Source organism: Speluncibacter jeojiensis (assembly GCF_029589495.1).
GTDB classification, from domain to species: Bacteria; Actinomycetota; Actinomycetes; order Mycobacteriales; family Mycobacteriaceae; genus Speluncibacter; species Speluncibacter jeojiensis.
In genome coordinates, this window is the sequence record NZ_JAAIVF010000008.1 from 131,743 (window position 1) to 147,537 (window position 15,795).

Consider the following 15,795-nt stretch of genomic DNA (forward strand, 5'->3'; position numbering starts at 1 on the left):
GCAGGGTCACCATCGCCGGCTCACCCCTGTCCGGTCGTGGCGCCGAGGGAGGCGGCCGGGGTGCGCAGGCGGTCGCCGGCGCGGCCGACACCGCTCGCGAGGTCGTGGCCGACGACCCGGCGGGCGACCGTCGCCGCGTCGATCGCCGCGGACAGGTCGATACCCGTGCCCACCCCGCAGTCCTCGAGCAGATAGACGAGTTCCTCGGTCGCGATGTTGCCGCTCGCCCCCGGTGCGAACGGGCACCCGCCGAGTCCGCCGACGGAGGCGTCGAGGTCGACCACTCCGGACTGCACGGCCGCATAGGCGCTGGCCAGTCCCGCGCCCCGGGTGTTGTGGAAGTGCGCGCCGACCGAGCAGTCGCCGAGGTGCGCGCGCAGGCGGTCGAGCAGGCCGACGACGCGGACCGGGGTGGCGGTACCGACGGTGTCTGCGACCGAGATTCGGTCCGCGCCGAGAGCGATTGCGTGCCCGGCGATCTCGACGACCCGCTCGGGCGGGGTCGGGCCGTCGAACGGGCAGTCCCACGCGGTCGCGATGATCACCTCGCAGGTGCCGCCGCCGTCGTGGACGATCTCGGCGATCTGCTCGGTCAACCGCACCGACTCGTCCACGCCGCGGCGGACGTTTGCCTGGCTGTGCCCCTCGGCGGCGGAGAGGACGTACTCCACGTCCGGGATGCGGGCGGTGACCGCGCGGCGGGCCCCGCCGGGTCCTGCGACCAGCGCGGAGAACTCGAGCTGCGGCCACCGGTGCGCCTGCGCGGCGAGCGCTTCCGCGTCGGCCATCGCCGGGACCGCACGCGGGGATACGAACGCGGTGAGTTCGACGCGCCGGACTCCGGTGACGGCGAGGGCGTCGAGCAGCCGGAGCTTCGCCTCGGTCGACACAGGCCGCTCGTTCTGCAGACCGTCGCGCAGCCCGACCTCACGGATGCTGACAGCCGGCGGCAGCGTCGGAATCATCAGATCACCCCGACGTCGTGGAGGTCGCGCAGTTGCGGCGCGGACAGTCCCAGCAGTTCGGTGTAGACCGCGTCGTTGTCCGCGCCCGGGCGGGCCGACCCGGCGCGTCGGACCGAACCCGGTGTGTCGCTGAGCACCGGCACCACACCCGGCCCGGCGACCGCCTCCCCGATGCGCTCGTCGTAGTGGTCGACGACCATGTTGCGCGCGCGCAGTTGCGGATCGTCCATCACCTCGGCGACGGTGTTCACCGGCCCGGCCACCACCCCTGCCTCGGTGAGCGTCTTGATCAGCACCTCGGCGTCCAGGCGCCGGGCCCAGTCGGCCACGATCTCGTCGAGCTCGTCCTGGTGCCGCCCGCGCGCCAGGTGGTCGGCGAAGCGTGGGTCGTCGGCCAACTCGGGCCGCCCGAGCGCCCCGCACAGCCGACGGAACACCGTGTCCTGGTTGGCGGCGATCACCACCCAGCGCCCGTCGCGGGACCGGTAGATGTTCGACGGCGCGATGCCGTCGAGCCGGGTGCCCGACGGCCCGCGCACGACACCGCCGCGGTCGTAGTCGGGGACGGTCGACTCCTGCACGGCCAGACAGGCTTCGGTGAGCGCGACGTCGACGACCTGCCCGCGTCCTGTGCGCTCGCGGGCGAGCAGCGCCGCGAGGACGCCCTGCGCCGCGAACATGCCCGCCAGGCTGTCGCCGAGGGACAGTGCCATACGCGGCGGCGGCTGATCCGGGTAGCCGTTGAGGTGCCGCAGTCCGCTGACCGCCTCGGCCACCGAGGCGTAGCCGGGGTGCTGCGCCATCGGCCCGGTCTGCCCGTAGCCGGAGACGCGGGCCAGGACGATCCGCGGATTGCGTTCGGACAGCACGTCGTAGCCCAGGCCCCAGCGTTCCAGGGTGCCGGGCCGGAAGTTCTCCACGACCACGTCGGCGCGTTCGACCAGGCGCAGGAACATCGCCCGGCCCTCCGGACGGCGCAGGTCCAGCGTGATCGACCGCTTGTTGCGCGCGTGCACCGTCCAGAAGAACCGGTGCCCGTCCTGCTCGGCGTTGCCCCAGGAGCGCAACGGGTCCGGCCTGTCCGGGGCCTCGATCTTGACGACGTCGGCGCCCAGGTCGCCGAGCAGGCGCCCGGCGTACGGACCGGCGATCAGTGAACCCAGTTCCAGGACCCGGTAGCCGTGCAGTGCCCCGGGCCCGGCCAGGCCGTCGCCGGGGTGTCGTGCGGATGCCGTCATACCCATACTCACTTCCGGTGTGCCTGTGCGACAGGGTTTTCGATGTTCAGAGGGCAGGCTCGATCACAGGCCCAGGTAGACGGTCTTCTCCTCGGTGTAGGCCTCGAGCCCGCTCTGCCCGAGCTCACGGCCGATGCCGCTGCCGCCGCGGCCGCCCCAGGGCAGCGAGACATCCGGGACGCCCCACCCGTTCACCCACACCGTGCCGACCCGCAGTTGCGGGATGATCCGGTGCGTGGCCGACAGGTTCTGCGTGTAGATCATCGCGTTGAGCCCGTACTTGGTGTCGTTGGCCAGCCGCACCGCCTCGTCGTTGTCGCGGAAGGGGATCACGGTCGCGACCGGGCCGAAGATCTCCTCGCGGGCGATGGTCAGGTCGTTGTCGCCGACGAACACGGTGGGCTCGACGTAGAACCCGCGTTCGCCGAGCCGGTTTCCCCCGGTGACCAGCTTGGCGCCCTCGCGCCGGCCGGCCTCCACGTAGCCGAGGATCCGTTCGAGCTGACGGTCGTTGACGACGGTACCCATCGTGCTCGCGGCGTCGAACGGATCGCCGACGGTGCTCGAGGCGGCGACGGCGGCGAGTCCCTCGACCACCTCGTCGACTCGGGACTCGTGGACGAGCACCCGCGTGCCGGCGGCGCATACCTGGCCCGTGTGATAGAAGTTGCCCATCGCGATCCACGGCATCGCCTGCTCCAGATCGGCGTCGGCGAGCACCAGTTGTGGTGCCTTGCCGCCCAATTCGAGCGTGACCTTGCGGAAGTTGTCGCCCGCGAGCGAGCCGATCTGCTTGCCGACCTCGACGCTGCCGGTGAAGCTGATCTTGTCCAGTCCGGGGTGTCGCGCCAGCGCCGCGCCCGCGACCTCGCCGAGCCCGGGCACCACGTTGAACACCCCGTCCGGCAGGCCCGCCTCGGCGAGCAGTTCGGCCAGGCGCAGGGTGGACAACGCGGCGTCCTCGGCAGGCTTGATCACCACCGTGCACCCGGCCGCGAGCGCCGGTGCCGACTTCCACGCGGCGATCACCGCGGGGTTGTTCCACGGGGTGATCGCGCCGACCACCCCGAGCGGCTGACGCAGCGTGAACCCGAACCGGGGCTGCGGCCCGAAGTCCGGCAGCATCGCGGTGCGCCCCGACAACTTGTCCGCCCAGCCCGCGAAGTGTCGGAACGTCGCCGCCGCGGCGGGGATGTCGCCGTCGACCGAATGGCTGTAGAGCTTGCCCATCTCCGCGGTTTCGAGCGCGGCGAGGTTTCCGGCGTCCTGCTCGATCAGATCGGCGGCCCGGGCCAGGATCTGGCCGCGCTGCGCCCCGCTCATCGTCGCCCACCGGCCGGATTCAAAGGCGTTGCGGGCAATGCGCACCGCACGGTCGACGTCCTCGGCGCCGGCCGCGGCGATCTGCGCGATCGGTTCCTCGGTCGCCGGGTTGATCGAGGTATAGGTCGCGCCGTCGGTCGCGTCTCGATGCGTGCCGCCGATGAACAGCCGTCCGGTGGGCAGCGTGTAGGTGGGGGTCATGGCAGGTCCTGTCGTCGGTGGGATCGGATCAGGGGCGAGGCGGGTCAGGGACGGGGGAAGTGGCGGCGCAGGCCCGACCAGGAACTGTCGTAGTCGGGTTGGCGGTGTTGGGCGGTGTGGGCGAAGTCGGTGACCATCAACGGCAGCCGCGTCTCGAACATGAACGGCAGCGAGCCGGCCAGGAACTGTGCATCCAACTCGGCGGTGGTCGCGGATGTGTAGGTGGCCTCGTCCGGGCCGTGCGCCGCCCACATGTTGTGCAGACTCGCCCCGCCGGGTACGAAGCCCTCGGCCTTGGAGTCGTGCACGCCGGTGACCAGTCCCATGAACTCGGTCATCGTGTTGCGGTGGAAATGCGGTGGGCGGAAGGTGTGTTCGGCGACCACCCAGCGCGGAGGGAACGCGACGAAGTCGACGTTGGCCTGGCCGGGAGTGCCGGACCGCGAGGTGAGGACCGTGCAGATCGACGGGTCCGGATGGTCGTAGGCGACGGTGCCCATCACGTTGAGCAGGCGCAGGTCGTACTTGCAGACACCGTGATTGCCGTACCAGCCCACCACGTCCAACGGGGAGTGGTCGTAGTCCGCCGCCCACAGGTGCCCGCCGAACTTCTGCACCACCTGCACGCGGCGCTCGATGTCCTCATAGGCGGCCACCGGATACCGGAAGTGGCGGGCGTGCGCCAGGCCGTTGGCGCCGATCGGGCCCAGTTCGGGCAGCGCGAACGGGCGTCCGTAGTTCTCGCAGACGTAGCCGCGGGCCGCGCCGTCTGGGACGTCGACCGCGAACCGGACGCCGCGGCCGATCAGCGCCATCTCGCCGGGCTCGACCGCGAGCAGGCCGAATTCGGTGCGTAGGCCGAGCATTCCGGTCTGCGGCACCAGCAGCAGTTCGCCGTCGCTGTCGGAGAAGTAGCGGTCGTGCATCGGCGCGGTCGCCCAGTACAGGTGGATCGCGATGCCGGTGCGGTCGAGCGCGCTGCCGTTCGCGCCGAGGGTGTAGAGCCCGTCGACGAAGTCCACCGGCCGTGCCGGCCGCGGCAGTGGATCCCACCGCAGCCGGTTGGGGTCGGCGACGCCGTCGAGCAGTGGGGCGCTGCGCAGCAGCCCGTCGTCGATCCGCTGAAACGCCGGATGCGCTGCCGACGGGCGGATCCGGTACACCCAGCTGCGCCGGTTGTTCGCCCGCGGCTCGGTGAACGCGGTCCCGCTGTGCTGCTCCGCATAGAGGCCGAGCGGGACGTGCTGCGGTGAGTTCTGCTGCGGCGGAACGGCGCCGGGCAGCGCCTCGGTGTGGTGCTCGTTGCCGAAGCCGCTCAGGTACGCCAGGTCCGCGTACCGGCCGCGGACATGATCCTGCGCGGTGCCTGCCTCCGACTCCGGCTCGGTGGACGTCGCGGTCACTTCAGCGCCACCATCTCGTGCAGGGTGCTGCCCTCGCGTTCGAAACGCTGCCCGTCGACGGTCGCCGAAAGTGTGAAGTCCGATTCGAACCGGAAGTAGCCGGGGCGGCCCACCAGGCGGTTGACCAGCGGCTTGACCAGCGGTGTGCGGACCACCGGCACGTCGGCGAGGAAGTCGTGCGCGTGGACGATGCGCCGCACGTTCAGCGACAGGTCGACCTGGCCGGGCGCGACCAGGCGCAGCGAGGTCGGGTACTCGCGGTTGGCGACCGCGTCGAAACGTATCGGCCCCGGCCGGACCTCGATCTCGCCGGTGCTCAGCACCACCCGATCGCCCAGGGCGAGCATCAACGGAGTGGACCAGTGTGCGCCGTAACCCTTCTGGGTCAGCACCGTCGCGTAGATGAGGGTGAGGTCGTCGACGTAGAGCCGGCCCCAGTACCAGCGGTCGATGATCCGCTTCATGTCGCCCACGCCCCAGTTGTGGTCGTGGTAGCCGAGCCCGGTGGCGTCGAGGACGCGGTCGCCGATGCGCACGGTCCCGCTCACCCGCGCGCGGGGGGCGCCGACCGCCCAGGCGAAGAACTCGCGGTCGCCGTAGGAGGTCTGCCCGCGGCCCGGCATCCATCCGGGCACCTCGCTGTGGAAGGTGAGGTCGAAGGCCACGTCCTCCTCGGCCAGGTGGATGCGGTGCACCGGCAGCGGGCCGGTGTGGTCGGACTCGGCGGTGTTGTCGCCGATGCGGATCCGGCACTCGTCGGGCGAGGCGCTGACCTGCTCGTCGGAGTAGTGGCGGACGATCTCGCGTCGGGTGCCGTCGGGGGAGTAGATGTGCAGTTCGACGCCGGGCTTGCGGCTGACCAGTTCGCGACCCTGGAAGAACCCGACGACGATGTGACCGTCGTCGAGTCGGGCGTCGAAGTACCAGTGCTCGAAGGCGTGCTTGTCGGTGCTGGGGTGGGCGGCGTTGTCGGCCGGGCGCAGCGCGGTGATGGTGCCGTCGCGCCGGCCGGGTCCGCTCCAGGCCTCGACCACGTTCTTGACTGCCATGGGATGTCCTCTCCGGTGCGGGAAGTGGGGTCAGCGGCGCAGTGCGCTCTTGGCCTGGAATTCGGCCTCGCGGCCCTGCATCTGGGCGCGGTACCAGTTGAGCCGGTGGCGGACGCTGATCTTCTCCTGCACGCCCGCGACGCCGGGGACGAACCGTCGGCCCAGTTCCATGGCGGTGACCAGCGGGATGCGGACGATCGGGATCAGGATCCACGGGAACGCGTTGGGCAGGTCGTAGCGGGCGCGGGTGCGCGGCGCCATGAACAGCGCGGTGTACGCGGAGTAGATGCGGTGGTTGTAGACGCCGCGCAGCCGCTGCAGCGTGCTCTGGCCGTCGCGGGGGCCGAACGCGGCGGGGAAGGATTCGACGAGTTCGGACCCGACCTCGCCCGCGTCGTAGGAGCGCGAGGCGATGGTCATCGCCAGCAGGCGCAGGCAGTCGCCGACGCCCTCCGGGTACCAGCGGGCGCGCACCCCGAGCAGGTGGCCGAGGTAGCGCTGGAAGTGCAGCAGCGCGCGCATCTCGGAGGGGGTGGTCTGGTAGCCGAGCGTCCACAGCGCCAGCGCCGGGGCGACGCTGCCGCCGATCAGCGTGAGCAGCATGTACGCCTGGGAGATCGGCAGCCCCCAGTCCTCCTCGCGCCATTCGGGATGATCGGCGACGCGGCGGCGCACGTTCACATGCATCACCCGCACGTGCATGGCGGTGGCCCGGCCGCGCGAGCCCGGGGTGAGCAGGGCGCCGGGTTCGGAGACGTCGATCCAGAAGCGGCTGGTCTCGAGGAACCGCCGCAGCGCGTTGTCGCCCGCGTAGCCGCCGGCGAGCGAGAGCGGGGTCGCGACGGCGGCCTCGGTGTAGATCTCCAGCGTGGTGCAGCCGGCGACCGTGAACAGCATGGTGCCCCAGCGTCGCCAGATCGCGGCGCCCTGCTCGACGAGGGCCGGGTCGACCCAGTCGGGCACCTCCTCGAACTCCCGGAACAGCGCCCGCATGGATTCCGGTGCGTCGGGCACCTGGCCGAGTGAACTGTCCAGGGCCCGGCCGAGCATGGCCCGGGTGGCGGCGGGGTCGGCGTCGTAGACCTCGTCGACGAAACGTTCGGCGACCGGGTCGCCAGCGAACAGGTCGTTGCAGAAGGCGGTGGCCTGCTCGTCGGTGGGGAACACGTCGAAGCCGGTGAGCCGCTTGATTCTTCGCACGCGACGCTGCATGCGCGGGGATCGTGCGCTGTCCCAGTATCGGAAGTGTGCGGGGCATCGGTCGGTCTCGGGCACTGTTCCCGTTGTGGGTTCCCGTGTCTCGGCGGTCATGAGGATCCTCCTTGTCGATGCGGTCAGCGGCCCAGCAGGCCCGTGCCGGTCAGCCAGTCGCGCAGTGCGGTGGCGATCGTCTGTGGCCCCTGCGGCTGGTCGACGAGATAGTGATTGAGCCCGGCGAACTCGAGGTGGTCGCGTTTGGCCGCGCGGGCGGCGTCGAACATCTCGCGCGACTCGCTGGGGAAGGCGGCCTGGTCGGCCATCAGCGGGGCGACCAGGACCGGCACGGTCACGCTCGGCAGGTTGCGCAGCGCGTCGGCGTTGGTCTGCCGGTAGCTCCAGGTGCTCAGCCAGCTGCGCGCGGTCGCGAACCTGGCCAGTCCGCCCGCGGCCGAGTTCGCCTGCCGCGGATCGCCGTACATGCAGCCGGGGGTGCGGTCGCCGGGGTCGAGCGTGACGTCGACGAAGCGGGGGTCGGCCACGGTGCGGTGCACCACGAATGCGCGGTCCGCGGCGCCGAGCCGGGCGACCCGGTCGAGTTCGGCGCGCGCCCAGTCGTCGATCCGGTCGATCCGCGCCAGCTGGGCCGCACGGTAGCCCTGCACCCAGTCCCGGTCCAGCGGCGCCGTCCGCCCGGCCGCGTAGAGGTCCCACTGCGGGTCGGTGGCGAACGGGTCGGATTCGTCGGTGACCGACGGGTCGATCCAGTGCCGGAGCACCCGGGCCCGTCCGGCGTGTGCGCCGACGAGCATCAGCCCGTCGGCGGGCAGCAGGTGCTCGGCGGCCAGGTCGGCCGGATCCCCGGCGGGGGTGTGCGTGACGGTCGGGCTCTCGGCCTGCGCCTGGTAGAACGACGACAGTGGTCCACCGCCGCTGAACCCGAGCAGCACCACCTTCTCGAAGCCCAGTCGCTCGCGCATCCAGCGCACGCCGGCACCCAGATCGGTCGCTGCGCGTTCCATGATCAGCGCCGGCTCGTTGGCGGTGTAGCGGGTGTTCAGACCCATCGCCGGCACCCCCGCCTCGGCGAGCGCGCGCAGCAGGAAGTGCGTGAGGAAGTTCGAGGCGGGGTGCGCCATCAGCACGCCGACCTCGCGGGAATGACCCGGCCTGGCAACGAGGTTGGCGTGCAGTGTCGGATAGTGCCGGGACAGGCCCGAGTGCATCTCGACGCGACCGTCGGTCGCCGGGTGGTACGGGATCCGCTGGAAGCTGTCGACGGGCGCGGTCATGCGATGGTCCGGTATCTGAGCATCATGTCGTGGTCCTCGTGGTCGAGTAGGTGGCAGTGCCAGACGTAGCCCTGCAATCGGTCGGTGGTCGCGTGCCCGGTCATGTCGTGCATGCCCGCCATCGGGGCCATGGGGTTGACGGCGGACGGGGCGGGTGTCGGTGGCCCGATGGTCGGCGCGGCCGAGAACGTCGCGTCCGGGTCGAAGCCGAGTTCGTCCGCGGTGGGGAAGCGGACGACGATCTGCGTGACGGTGCCGCCGTCGACCCGGACGGTGTCCTTCCACCCGGCCTCCCAGGGGGCGGGCGGGGACAGCGGTCCCGCGTAGAACCCCTCGGGCGACGGCGTCCACTTGATCCCGACCGGCGGTTGCGGATGGGCGAGTTGATAGTCGACGGTGCGCAGCGGCCGGCGGCCGAGGACCCGGAACATCACCAGGTGGATGTGGATCGGATGCGGGTCCGGGGTGATGTTGATCAGGTTCCAGACCTCGGTGGCGCCCTGGCGAGGCATCTCGATCTGCGGATCGCTGTAGCGCAGGTTGTTGAGCGTCATGATGGCCGGCGGGTCGCGCAGTTCGTACGGCTGGCTGATGGTCAGGTTGCGGACCTGGTGGGGGCGTTCGACCGGCGGTAGCGGGGCCGGGAGGCGGGGCCCGCCGCGCAGTCGTGTCGGGACGCCGCCGGTGAACCCGCGCGCGTGGCCGACGCGGAACCTGCAGAACAGCGGCATCGCCACCTCACCGAGGATCGCCGCCTGGAACGGCGGCCGCTCGTCGTTGCGCAGTTCGACGGTCGTGCCCGGGGCGAGTGCGCCGAAGTCGACGAGGATGTCCACCCGTTCGGCCGGGGTCAGCCGCAGCGAGGTGGTGGGCACCGGCGCGTCGAGCAGGCCGCCGTCGGTGCCGATCACCCAGAAGCGCATCCGGTTGGAGAAGAACAGGTGCCACACGCTGAACGACGCCGCGTTGATCAGCCGCAGCCGGTAGAGCCCGCGCGCGACCGTCAGCTGCGGCCAGACCACGCCGTTGACCAGCCCGACATCGCCGACCGCGCCGCCCTCCCAGCCGCCCTGCGGCACGATCGGCGTCGAGCGTCCGCTCTGCCGCCCGTCGGCGGTGAAGATCTTCTCCTGCAGCACCATCGGCAGCTCGAACTCGCCGGCGGGCAGGCCCAGGGGATTGTCGGCACGGCCGGTGTCGAACTCGTCGCGCAGCAGATAGGTCCCGGCGAGCCCGGCATAGACGTTCAGGCGGGTGATGCCCATCGCATGGTCGTGATACCAGAGATGCGCGGCCTCTTGGGAATTGGGGAAATGGTGCACATTGCCCTGGCCGCGGCGCGAGAGCTGCATAGGGTTGCCGTCGCTGTCCGGCGGGGTCGCGCCGCCGTGCATGTGGAACGACGTCGGCGGATCGGTGCGGTCGGAGCCGGTGACGTGCGAGAGCGACATGTCCATGTCCGACGCCAGCGGGTGTGTGGTGATCCGGTTGACGAAGCGGACGGTGGTGGGTGCACCGCGCTGCGCCTCGATGGTCGGGCCGAGGTAGTCCATCCCCGAATACGCCAGCGTCGGCGCCGGGGCGAAGTCGCGGTGGAACCGGTGGGTGGCACTGACGGCGTCGATGTCGAGCCGGCTGCCCCCGATGACCGGCAGCGGTGGCAACTCGTCGACGAACGGCGCCATCGGCGGCGAGTGGAAGATCAGCGGGCTCGGGTTGGCCGGCGCAACCGGGGCCGCCGCGGCCGTCCCGGACGGTCTGCTCGACAGTGCGATGCCGGCCGCGCCGGCGGCGAATCCGCGCAACACGGTCCTGCGATCGAGAGGGTGCGTCACTCGCCGCTCCTGGGGCTGTCCGGTCGGGCCCGATCTTCCATACCGCACTGTATGGTATGGAAATGCGCTTGCCTAGGAAACGAATGAAATCCGTGCTGCAGCAGGCCGAATGGAGAGTTCTGGTGTCGGCGACCGTCGCCGTTGTCGCCGCATCCGCCGCCTGTGCCGGTGCGGCGGCGTTCCCGGCGCACGCAGTGCCGGCGTCCTGCGCGGACCCGGTGCTGCTGGTGCACGACATGGGCCGTAGCGGCGCCGAATGGGCGTCGATGCGCTCGCGGCTCGAGCGTGCCGGTCACTGCGTCGACGACTTCACCTACGGCCCGGCCCTGCCGGCGGCGGGCGCGGCTGTGCCGGTCGCCGGGCTTGGCTCCCTCGAGGATGCAGCCCGCGAGGTCGGCGACCGGATCGCCGCCCTGCGGGCACGCAGCGGTGCACGGCAGGTCGACGTCGTCGCGCACGGCGCCGGCGCGCTGGCCGTCGACCGTCACCTGCAGCGGTCGGCGACGCCGCGGGAGGTGCGCTCGCTGATCGCGATCGGGCCGATGTGGCGCGGCACCGCGATCGCCGGGTTGGCAGACGCGGAGAAGATCAGCAGGTCCCTCGGCACCTACGACACGGTGCTGCGCATGGAACGTCCGCTGGTCGACCCGTTGTGTGCGGGTTGCCGAGAGCTCATCGCCGGATCGGACTTCCTCGAGGGCCTGGAGCGGCGCGGGACGGTGGTGCCGGGGGTGCGGTACGTCAACGTCATCAGCACGGCCGACGGGCTGGTCCAGCCGGCGCTGTCGGCGGCGTTGCCGGGCATGACATCCCGGCTCGTCCAGCAGGTCGCGCCGGTCGACGCGGTCGGCCACTTCGGCATGGTCGACGATCCGGTAGTGCAGCGGATGGTGATCGACGCCCTCGGCACCGGGAGTCCGACTGGCCGCGCGGCGCGGTGACCTCGACAATGGTGGTTCCCGAGGTGGTGTTTTCGGATGGTGCTGTTTCGGATGATGATTCGGATGGCGGTGGCAGTGGTGGTGTCGACGAGTGGGAAGTGATCGCAGATGGGCGTGAAGAACCCGGTGACCGGCTCCGCGCGTGGACGCCGCGGGCGCGGACGTTCGGATACCCGGCTCAGCCTGGGCGACTGGACGGCGGCCGCTTTGGACCTGCTTGTCCGCGAGGGCGTTTCGGCGGTCAAGATCACCCGGCTGTGTGACGACCTCGGGGTCACCAAGGGCAGCTTCTATTGGCATTTCGCGGATCTGAACGCGCTGATGGAGGCCGTCGCGGATCGATGGTGCGCCGAACAGCACGAGGCGGTGCGGGTCGTGGCGCAGCTGCAGGCACTGCCGGTCGACGTGCGGCTCGAGAAGATGGCCGAACTGCTGATGGAGCAGCAGGCGTGGGCGGTCCAGTTGGTGGTCCGGGACTGGGCGACCGGCAACGAGCAGGTCGCGGCGTCGGTGCGGGAGATGGACCAGCAGATCTTCGAGGTCGTGCGCGGCGCACTGCTCGGGCTCGGGTTCGACGCGGAGCAGGCGCGGCTGCGCGCGGGCGTGCTGGTGTACGCGGGCATCGGGTTCGTGTTCGGCCGCACCAGCCTGCCCACTCCGACCGCAGCCGAACTCGACGCGATCATGGAGATCCTCACGACGCGGTGACGTCGGGCCGCGTCTCGAAACGGTCTCGGCTACCACACAATCGACGTGTCGTGTGAGGGTTCGCACATCCTGCGTCTAAGGTTCCTCTCAGGAATCCGTCCGCCCCGGCGAAAGGAACTCGACATGGCGACTGCTGTTTCCAAGACGCTCGTCTGGGGTGTGCTCATCGCCGCCCTCGTGGGGGCGGGGCTCGGCGTGGCCGAGCTGCACGTGGTGTGGACGGTGTTCTGCCTGATCGCCGCGTCGGTGTCGGCGCTGGTGCTGCTTTCGAGCCGGGCGCGGGCCCGCGAGGCGGCCGCTGCCGCGACGGCGACCGCGGCCGCAGTGGCCTCGGCGGCCGCGTCTGCGGCGTCGTCTGCGGCCTCCGCCACCGCCGCTGTTGCCGCGGAGTCCGTCACCCCCAGCGCCGAGCCCGAGTCGGCCTGAATCTGCCGCGTGCCCGGATTTCTGCCACAGTGGAGTTCAGCTGTGGTCGAGGAGGGCCGATGACTGATGATGCGCGGGATCTGTGGGATCCCGACGAGATCGCGGTCCGCAAGCAACGCACCGCCGCGCAGGTCCGGTCCTGGTGTGACCGGGCGGTTCTGGACGGCCGACACCCCGAGCTGTCCGACACCGCCGCCGTGCTGGTCGCCGCGGGATATCTCGACGAGCCGCTGCGCGCGGTGCTCGCCGCCCGCCGCCGCGCCGGCCGGACCCTGCCCGGGATCGGCGGTTTCGCCGCGCTGCGGCTGATCTCCGACGAACACCGGCGGGTGCGCGTCAAGCTCGACGGCCCGCGGCCGGTCCCCGGACAGTTGCTGCTCAAGTACCGCGCCGGCGAGTTGGGCAAGCGGCTCCAGATGATGCGGTCGGCGTTCGTGATGTCCGGCGCCCACTACGCCAACGGGGTGCGGGCGGTGCGCCGGGACCGCCGCGACGGCCTTCACCTGGACCTGCCCCAGCGGGAGGCGCTGTTCGCCGCGCTGCAGCGCACGCCGACCCCGCAGGCCTCGCTGCGCTGGGATGTCGCCGGTCACGCGGCGCTGCTCGGCACGGTCGACCGGCTGGCACAGGTGTGGCAGGATCTGCGCGGCGCCGCCGGCTCACCGATCCCGGATCTGCGTGCGCGGGCGGCCGATCCACGACAGGCGCGGTTCGCGGACGGCTACGAGACGCTGCTCTATCTGGCCGGCGCCCTCTACGACCGCATCGACGGATCGCCCGCATGGCACTCGGATCACTTTGTGATGCAACGGGTCCAGTTGGACCTCGCCGAGGAGCTGACCCAGATCGCGGTCGACACGGTGGCGTTGCGCGGGCTGCTCGCCGAACTCGACGCGGTGCAGCGGTCGGCGCGCGATCAACGCACCCGCGAGCAGGTCGACGCCCGGCGCGACGCGCTGCGGCCGGTGTGGAACCAGCTGATCGAGCGGGTCGCGGCGCTGGTCCGCATCGCCGAGCTGCTCACCCGCGCGGAGGAGCAGTTGCGGTCGATCACTGCCATCGAGCGCACGATGAGCCTGGACAGCCGCATCGACGATCTCATCGCGCGGTCGGGGAACCGGGAGCTGTCGGCGGAGAACACCCACAACGTCGGCGACCAGTTCGGCGACCTCGACGCGCTGATGGGGGCGTATCAGAGCGTGCTCGCGGGCGACATCGTCGCTTTGACCGCGCGCACCGACCGGTGGACGCCGTGACGATCTGACGGACGTGTCCGAGTGCGGGCCGATCGGTGCGGGTCAGATCTTCGGCAGCGAGTCCACCAGCGGGGCGATGCCGGTGGCGTACCCGGTCGACCAGGCGAGCACGTTGGCGACGTAGGCCATCGAGTGGTTGTAGCGCAGGATCGCGTGGGTCTGGCCGCCGATGTCGCGCAGGTTCTCCCCGCCCGAGCACAGGTACTTGCCGGCGGTCAGCGCGGCGTCGTAGATGTTCTGCGGGTTCGCCCCGGGCGCGGCGTAGGCCGCCCATGTGGTCGGCATGAACTGCATCGGTCCTTCGGCGCGGGCGTAGCCGCTGCCGTCGGTGATGATTTCGTTGCCGGGTAGCGAACCGTCGAGCGCCGGGCCGTAGATGGGCGTGAGCATGGTGCCGTGCTCGTCGAACTGGCCGCCGTTGCCCTGATTCGACTCGATCCGGCCGATCCCGGCGAGCACCGTCCACGGCAGCCCGCAGGCGGGATCCTGCTGGGAGAGCGCGCGTTCCGCGCTGTGGTACGCGTCGTAGGCGAGGCCGGGGATGCCGTCCTGCGGCGCGTTGCTGACCGGCGGCGCCGCGACGGGGGCCGGCGCCGCGGCCGGAGCGGGCGCGGCGACCGGCGCCGACGCCTGGTGGGTCGCCGCGGCCGACTTCACGGCGGCGACCGCCACCGCGGCCGCGGCCGGCGGGGCCTGTTGGTCGGCGGGCATCTGCACGGCGTCGCCGGCCAGCCCCACCGTCCAGGTGTTGTGGACCGGTGCAGCCGACGGCCGGCCGTGTCCGGCGGCGGTCGTGGCGCCGATGGTGATCAGCCCGGCCGGCACGACGAGAGCCATCGCGACGGCGGCGCTGCGCTGCCGCTGCGGAGCCGGCTTGCGGTGGCGTCCCACGCTGTGTCGTCCCACGGATTCCTCCTGTCGCCCCGCCTCGGCGAGGCGATCACTGGAAAAGACGCGCCGACGCTACATGGAAAAGATATGCAACCGTTATTCGATCGTGATCGTTTGTAACGGGGTTGCGTCGGCGGCACGGCGCGACGGAGGGGCGGCGTCGGCGTGGGAGGGGCGACGGGTGGCGTCGCCGCTCGGGCGAGGCATGGCAATTGCGCTGGTCGGCCGGGCGCCGGGCGGGGCCGGGTGGCGTTCGCGGGCGGGCGATGGCCGGTGCGTGACCCCGCGGGTTGCGTGCCGTGCGGTCACGAAATGTGAATCGGGTCACATGAGGTCGGGCTGGGCGTTTCCGGCCCCCATCGGCGACGGCTTTGCCCACGGACCGTGCGACGCGACCGGACCGTGTCGGTGCCCGGGTCTACTGTGATCTGAGTTCACGAGAGGCAGTTGTCGGTACCTGGCCGGCTGCCCGGCAACCCCGTCGCCATCGACCGGGGTGCCCCAGGGGAAGAACCGGCCCGTGCCGCTCCCGCCGCACGGGCAAGTCGATGGAGGCGGCGCCTCCGGACAGGCAGGTGCGGTGACATGGGTGACCGGTACGACGGCCGCCACCGGGGCGAGAAGAAACGGACCGAGGAGAAGTGGTGGCCGATCCCACCCGATCGGCGGCGGTTGTGGTGCCAGGTGCTGCTCGACTTCCCACCGATCTGGTACGGGACGTTCCCGATGATCCACACCCGGCAGCGGGTGCTCGAGGGCGGCCACACGAACATCACCGAATGGGCCGATCTGGCCGTCCGCGCAGAGGTGGCGGGATTCACCCCGCTCACCTGGCTGATCTTCCGCCAGGACCTGGGCCGCAACACGCTGGTGGCCGAGTTTCCCGATCACCCCGAACATCGGCAGAAGGTCATGGGCAACCACGGCGTCGAGCGGACGATCGTCGACCCGGAGGAGTTCCGCGCGTGGCCGCGGTTGTTCGCGGCCGGCTACCGAGCCAGTGAGGCGACGTGGATGATCCTGGCGGGCCAGGTGCCCGAGGAGTTCGCATGGTGAGCGCATCGGCCGGG

14 protein-coding genes and 1 riboswitch are annotated in these 15,795 nt (G+C 71.3%); of the genes, 5 read left to right on the forward strand and 9 right to left on the reverse strand.

What is annotated here, in order from left to right; genetic code table 11:
* Nucleotides 1-20: 20 nt before the first annotated feature.
* From G4X40_RS21015 to G4X40_RS21050, 8 genes are read right to left on the reverse strand one after another with little or no spacing between them, the layout of a single operon-like run.
* On the reverse strand, nt 21-965 hold the full coding sequence (locus tag G4X40_RS21015; protein ID WP_277835445.1) for a hydroxymethylglutaryl-CoA lyase: 945 nt from the start codon (nt 963-965) through the stop codon (nt 21-23).
* Complete coding sequence (locus tag G4X40_RS21020; RefSeq protein ID WP_408642267.1) at nt 965-2,209, reverse strand: CaiB/BaiF CoA transferase family protein; 1,245 nt, start codon at nt 2,207-2,209, stop codon at nt 965-967. The genes G4X40_RS21015 and G4X40_RS21020 overlap by 1 nt, the downstream gene beginning before the upstream one ends.
* A gap of 57 nt (nt 2,210-2,266) precedes the next feature.
* On the reverse strand, nt 2,267-3,727 hold the full coding sequence (locus G4X40_RS21025) for an aldehyde dehydrogenase family protein (RefSeq protein ID WP_277835447.1): 1,461 nt from the start codon (nt 3,725-3,727) through the stop codon (nt 2,267-2,269).
* Nucleotides 3,728-3,771: 44 nt separating this feature from the next.
* The gene (gene hmgA, locus G4X40_RS21030; protein WP_332844346.1) at nt 3,772-5,130 is read right to left on the reverse strand and encodes a homogentisate 1,2-dioxygenase; all 1,359 of its coding nucleotides are present in this window, start codon (nt 5,128-5,130) and stop codon (nt 3,772-3,774) included.
* Complete coding sequence (locus tag G4X40_RS21035) at nt 5,127-6,179, reverse strand: lipocalin-like domain-containing protein (RefSeq protein ID WP_277835449.1); 1,053 nt, start codon at nt 6,177-6,179, stop codon at nt 5,127-5,129. Before G4X40_RS21035 ends, hmgA begins: the two co-directional genes overlap by 4 nt.
* 30 nt (nt 6,180-6,209) lie before the next feature.
* Nucleotides 6,210-7,490, reverse strand: a complete 1,281-nt coding sequence (locus G4X40_RS21040) for an oxygenase MpaB family protein (protein ID WP_408642268.1) — start codon at nt 7,488-7,490, stop codon at nt 6,210-6,212.
* A gap of 23 nt (nt 7,491-7,513) precedes the next feature.
* Nucleotides 7,514-8,668, reverse strand: coding sequence for an alpha/beta hydrolase (locus G4X40_RS21045; protein ID WP_277835453.1), 1,155 nt, complete (start codon nt 8,666-8,668; stop codon nt 7,514-7,516).
* Complete coding sequence (locus G4X40_RS21050) at nt 8,665-10,503, reverse strand: multicopper oxidase family protein (protein ID WP_277835455.1); 1,839 nt, start codon at nt 10,501-10,503, stop codon at nt 8,665-8,667. Before G4X40_RS21050 ends, G4X40_RS21045 begins: the two co-directional genes overlap by 4 nt.
* Before the next feature lie 83 nt (nt 10,504-10,586).
* Between G4X40_RS21050 and G4X40_RS21055 the strand changes: the two genes are divergently transcribed.
* The 4 genes from G4X40_RS21055 to G4X40_RS21070 all read left to right on the forward strand — a co-directional run bounded on the left by G4X40_RS21055 (nt 10,587) and on the right by G4X40_RS21070 (nt 13,834).
* On the forward strand, nt 10,587-11,444 hold the full coding sequence (locus tag G4X40_RS21055) for an esterase/lipase family protein (protein ID WP_277835457.1): 858 nt from the start codon (nt 10,587-10,589) through the stop codon (nt 11,442-11,444).
* A gap of 108 nt (nt 11,445-11,552) precedes the next feature.
* Entirely contained in the window at nt 11,553-12,152 is a 600-nt protein-coding gene (locus tag G4X40_RS21060) for a TetR/AcrR family transcriptional regulator (protein WP_277835459.1), read from the forward strand.
* A gap of 123 nt (nt 12,153-12,275) precedes the next feature.
* Nucleotides 12,276-12,578 carry a hypothetical protein gene (locus G4X40_RS21065; RefSeq protein ID WP_277835461.1) on the forward strand — a complete coding sequence of 101 codons (303 nt, stop codon included), beginning with the start codon at nt 12,276-12,278 and terminating at the stop codon, nt 12,576-12,578.
* 59 nt (nt 12,579-12,637) lie between these two features.
* A complete protein-coding gene (locus G4X40_RS21070; protein WP_277835462.1) occupies nt 12,638-13,834 on the forward strand; it encodes a hypothetical protein in 1,197 nt (398 codons plus the stop codon).
* Between the two features lie 42 nt (nt 13,835-13,876).
* On the opposite strand, the gene G4X40_RS21075 is transcribed toward G4X40_RS21070, so the two are convergent.
* The gene (locus G4X40_RS21075; protein ID WP_277835463.1) at nt 13,877-14,740 is read right to left on the reverse strand and encodes a lytic transglycosylase domain-containing protein; all 864 of its coding nucleotides are present in this window, start codon (nt 14,738-14,740) and stop codon (nt 13,877-13,879) included.
* A 417-nt stretch (nt 14,741-15,157) separates the two neighbouring features.
* Nucleotides 15,158-15,278: riboswitch (SAM riboswitch) on the forward strand.
* A gap of 32 nt (nt 15,279-15,310) precedes the next feature.
* Between G4X40_RS21075 and G4X40_RS21080 the strand changes: the two genes are divergently transcribed.
* Nucleotides 15,311-15,781, forward strand: a complete 471-nt coding sequence (locus tag G4X40_RS21080; protein ID WP_277835464.1) for a mandelate racemase/muconate lactonizing protein — start codon at nt 15,311-15,313, stop codon at nt 15,779-15,781.
* Nucleotides 15,782-15,795: the final 14 nt, after the last annotated feature.